We start from the raw sequence: 4356 nt of genomic DNA, 5'->3' as shown, positions 1-4356 counted from the left end.
CCACTGGGCCGGGCGCCCGTGGTGATTGCTGGCGGGGTTTTCGGCGGGCAGGCCGAAGGCATCCCAGCCCATGGGGTGCAGCACGTTGAAGCCCTGCATGCGCTTGCAGCGCGCCACCACGTCGCCGATGGAATAGTTGCGCACATGGCCCATGTGGATGTTGCCCGAGGGATAGGGGAACATCTCCAGCACGTAATATTTGGGCTTGTCGCTCTCATGGGTGCTGGCGAAGGCGTCTTCCTCCCGCCAGCGGGCCTGCCATTTTTCTTCGATAGCCTGCGGATTGTAGCGTTCTTGCGTCATGTGCGGATACCGTGCGGCGGGTTAGAGCATTTTCACGATGAAAATTACTCGTTGCTGTTGACATGCTCGGCCTTGTAAAACGAAGCGCCACAAGGCCCGCGAGAGTTACGCAGGCGGGCTTTGCCCGCCGTAAAGGGAAATCTCAAGCGCAATACGTGTTAGGGATTGGCGGGGGCCTGACCCGCGGGCGGCGCCAGTTCGCCGCTTTCTAGGGCTTTGGCCGCCGCGTCCAGAATGCCGTTGACGAAGTTTTTGGCGCTGTCCTCGCCGAACTGGCCGCTCAGCTCCAGAGCCTCGTTGATGGCGACCTTGGGCGGCACGTCCTGGCGGTAGAGCATTTCAAACACGGCCAGGCGCAGCAGGGTCAGTTCGATGCGGCCCATGCGGTCCACCCGCCAGTTGTGGGAAAAACGGCTGATGGCCGTGTCCAGCGCTGCGCTGTTGCTCCAGACGCCTTCCACCAGTTCCCAGGCGAAACCCGTGGGCTCGCTGCCGAGATCCTGTTCGTCCATAGCCGTGTTGTGGGGGGAGAGCACAAAGGCCCGGCGCAGGTCCGCGCGGCTTTCCGCCGGAGTGAAGGAAAGCCCGTAGAGCACCTGAAAGGCCAGTTCGCGCGCCCCCCGGCGGGTGGTGTTCTTAGCCTTGCTCATGGATTACAACTGCTCCAGCACGCGGATGGTTTCCAGCATGGCCGCGGCGGCTTCCACGCCTTTGTTGCCGCCTTTGGACCCGGCGCGCTCAATGGCCTGCTCGATGCTGTCGCAGGTCAGCAGGCCGAAGCCGATGGGCGTGCCGGACCCCAGCATGGCCTGGGCAATGCCCTTGCTGGCCTCGGCGCAGACATAGTCGAAGTGCGGGGTGCCGCCCCGGATCACCGCGCCCAGGGCCAGAATGCCGTCGTATTTACGCGCATCGGCCAGCTTCTGGCAGACCAGGGGCAGCTCGAACGCGCCGGGAATGCGCACCAGGGTGATGTCCGCAGGGTCCAGGCCGTGGCGTTCCAGGTAGTCCAGAGCGCCGCCCACCAGACGGTCCACGATGAAGTCGTTGAAGCGGGTTGCCACGATGGCGACCTTCAGGCCTTTGGCGTCGAGCCGGCCCGCGATGGTTTTGACTTGGTTCATGTAAACTCCTGTGCTGTGCAAGACGATGGCAAAAGACGTTTCGTGTCTTATTCGAAAAACGAGACGCACAGACGGGGTAGCCGCCGTGAGTCAGCGAAAATTGAGAGTACAACTCTGCTCGAAATTTTTGCAATCAGACACGCGTGCGCATCCCGAAGCCCGCATTTCAAAAAACACGTCAGCGGCTTTCCGCTATATGAATCCGTTGCGCAGCAGCAGTTCCCGGTTGATGGCCGGGACTTTTTCCGCTGCCGCGCCGCTTCCGGCGTCCTTGCCGGAAGGCCCGGTTTGCCCGGACCAGGGGCCCAGCAGGCTGCGCACATATTTGCCGATGAGGTCCGTTTCCATATTGACGCGCACGCCGGGCCGCCAGTGGCGCATGGTAGTGCGCTTCTGCGTGTCGGGAATGATGTTGACCTCCAGAAAATCTGGGCCGCAATCATTGACCGTCAGACTGATTCCGTCAAGGGCCACCGAGCCTTTGGCAATGACTTCGGGGCCGAAAGAGGCCGGGAATTCCAGACGGCAGCAAATGGATTGCCCGGCGGGACGCATTTCGCGCACCGTGGCCAGACAGTCCACATGGCCGCTGACCAGATGCCCGCCCAGGCGGTCTCCCAGAGCCAGCGCCCGTTCCAGGTTGACCAAATCCCCGTTGCGCAGAGTGCCCAAGGTGGTGCGCGTCAGGGTTTCCGCCGAGGCGTATGCCGTGAAGCCGTCGCGGCTGTGGCTTTCCACTGAAAGACAGGCGCCGTTGACCGCGATGGATTCGCCGTCGGTGACGTCCGCCAGGGTGAACAGGGGGTGAATAGCCAGGCGGCATTCCGCGCCGTTTTTGCGCAGGGAAGTTATTTTGCCTTGCCCCTGGATGATGCCCGTGAACATATGGTTCAGGCTCCCTGGCCCGCGTCAAGCGGGGCCGCCGGACGCAGCAGAATATGGACGTCGTTGCCGCAAAGGCTGGTCCGGCTGACCCGCAGGCGCAGGGCCTCGTCCAGGCTCTGGGGCGCACGTCCGGCGAACAGCGGACGGGCATCGCCGTCGCCCAGAATCATGGGCGCGAGATGCAGGCGGAATTCGTCCACAAATCCCGCTTCCAGCAGGGCCAGAGCCAGACGGCCGCCGCCTTCGCAGAGCACATAAGGGCAGCCCAGTTCCCGGCGCAAGGCCCGGAACAGTTCGGGAAAATCCGGGCCGCCTTGCGGGCCGGGCCCCAGGGCCAGCACGCGTATGCCCATCTGGCGCAGGGCCTGGGCCGTGGTAGAGGCCGCCGCGGCCGGGGAGGCCAGAAAAACCGTCTGGCCGGGGCGTTCCCTGAGCAGATGAAAGTCGGCGTCAGGTTTGGGCAGGCGCGAGGTCAGCAGGCAGGCCAGGGGCTGCGGGCCCTCGTAGCCGTCCTCGCGCGCGGTCAGCCGGGGATTGTCAGCCCGGAAGGTGCCCCCGCCCACCAGCACGGCGCCGCCGCTCAAGCCCAGACCCGCGCGCAGTTCCTGCACTTCATGGCGGGAGGCTTCGCAGCTGATCCACTGGGACTGGCCGTTGCGCGTGGCGATGCGCCCGTCCAAGGTGGCGGCCATCTTCAAAATGACATAGGGCCTGTCCGTGCTTTGCCAGATTAGAAAATCCGCCACCAGATCGCGGCATTCCGCTTCGCAGACCGGGCCGATCACCTCCACTCCGGCATCGCGCAGGCGGGCCGCGCCGCCCGCGGCCTGAGGATTGGGGTCCGCCAGGCCCATGACCACCCGGCTGATGCCCGCGTCCAAGATGGCCTGGGTGCAGGGCGGCGTCTTGCCCTGATGATTGCAGGGTTCCAGCGTGACCACCAGGGTGCAGCCTTTGGGGTCCACGCCCCGCGCCGCCGCGTCTTTCAGGCAGTCCACCTCGGCATGGTCCCGTCCCGCCTCATGGTGCCAGCCGCGCGCCACTACCCGGCCGTCACGCGCCAGCACCGCGCCTACCGTGGGGTTGGGGCAGGCCTTCCAGCGTCCCTGTTCGGCCAGGGCTATGGCCTCGTGCATGAACGGAGCGAAATCCTGTTCAGTCATGGCGCTTTTCTCCGCTCATGGCCCCGGGCATGCCGCTGATGCGGGGCGGGGTGAAGCTGAATTGTTCCACCGTGACGCCGGCCTCCCGCAACATGGCCGAGGCCAGATCGTCGGGATAGTCCTCGGCGTAATAAATGTGGCGTATGCCGCAATTGATCAGCATTTTGCTGCACAGCACGCAGGGATGGGTGGTGCAGTAGAGTTCGGCGCCCTGGATGTTGATGCCGTGCACCGCGGCCTGGATGATGACGTTCTGCTCGGCGTGCAGACCACGGCAGATCTCATGGCGCTGGCCCGAAGGAATGCCGAGCTGTTCGCGCAGGCAACCCACCTCCAGACAGTGGGGCACGCCGGCGGGCGCGCCGTTGTAGCCTGTGGCCAGAATACGTTTGTCCTTGACGGCCACGGCACCCACCCGGCGGCGGGTACAGGTGGAACGCTCGCTCACCAGGTAGGTGATATTCATGAAATAATCAGGCCAGGGCAGTCGTTGCATAGGACGCTCACAAAAAGATTTCCGGCAGTTTACACAGAGGCGGCCCAAAAGCCAAGCCGCGCGGGGCACGGCACGGAAAATGAAACAGGCCGCGCAAACGGCCTGCCCAGAGTAATTCACGCACGTTAATCGTGAAGTACTCTATCCTGATGGATCATAAAAGTTTTTGGGGGGAAGGAATCCCTCCCCCCAAAAAAAACGAAAGAAAGCGGGCTACCAGGCAAACAGCGGGAACTGGCGGGCAAAGTCCTCCACATTCTTGCGAATGCGGGCCAGCTCCTGGGCATCCTGGCGTTTTTCCAGAGCCTCCACGATGAAGCCGCCCACCGTGTGCATGTGTTCCTGTTGCAGGCCGCGCGTGGTCAGGGCCGCCGTGCCCAGGCGG

Annotated in this window: 6 protein-coding genes and 1 pseudogene; all 7 read right to left on the bottom strand. The window is 64.0% G+C overall.

The window, feature by feature from the left end; all coding sequences use genetic code 11:
- On the bottom strand, positions 1 to 303 hold a 303-nt coding region (locus KH208_RS15320), incomplete at its 3' end, for a class I tRNA ligase family protein (protein WP_291437740.1).
- A gap of 158 nt (positions 304 to 461) precedes the next feature.
- Positions 462 to 953 (bottom strand): transcription antitermination factor NusB, encoded by a 492-nt coding sequence (gene nusB / locus KH208_RS15315; protein WP_291437738.1) that lies wholly within the window; start codon positions 951 to 953, stop codon positions 462 to 464.
- 3 nt (positions 954 to 956) lie between these two features.
- Positions 957 to 1427 (bottom strand): 6,7-dimethyl-8-ribityllumazine synthase, encoded by a 471-nt coding sequence (gene ribE / locus KH208_RS15310; protein ID WP_008684728.1) that lies wholly within the window; start codon positions 1425 to 1427, stop codon positions 957 to 959.
- A gap of 192 nt (positions 1428 to 1619) precedes the next feature.
- A complete protein-coding gene (locus KH208_RS15305) occupies positions 1620 to 2312 on the bottom strand; it encodes a riboflavin synthase (RefSeq protein WP_291437735.1) in 693 nt (230 codons plus the stop codon).
- A gap of 5 nt (positions 2313 to 2317) precedes the next feature.
- Entirely contained in the window at positions 2318 to 3475 is a 1158-nt protein-coding gene (gene ribD / locus KH208_RS15300; protein WP_291437733.1) for a bifunctional diaminohydroxyphosphoribosylaminopyrimidine deaminase/5-amino-6-(5-phosphoribosylamino)uracil reductase RibD, read from the bottom strand.
- Positions 3468 to 3971 carry a cytidine/deoxycytidylate deaminase family protein gene (locus KH208_RS15295; RefSeq protein ID WP_291437731.1) on the bottom strand — a complete coding sequence of 168 codons (504 nt, stop codon included), beginning with the start codon at positions 3969 to 3971 and terminating at the stop codon, positions 3468 to 3470. The genes ribD and KH208_RS15295 overlap by 8 nt, the downstream gene beginning before the upstream one ends.
- Positions 3972 to 4184: 213 nt before the next feature.
- A pseudogene (gene glyA / locus KH208_RS15290) lies at positions 4185 to 4356 on the bottom strand (serine hydroxymethyltransferase); the annotation flags it as partial.

This window comes from Desulfovibrio sp., assembly GCF_018379785.1.
Taxonomy (GTDB): Bacteria; Desulfobacterota; Desulfovibrionia; order Desulfovibrionales; family Desulfovibrionaceae; genus Desulfovibrio.
This window is presented reverse-complemented; position numbering and strand designations above follow the sequence as displayed.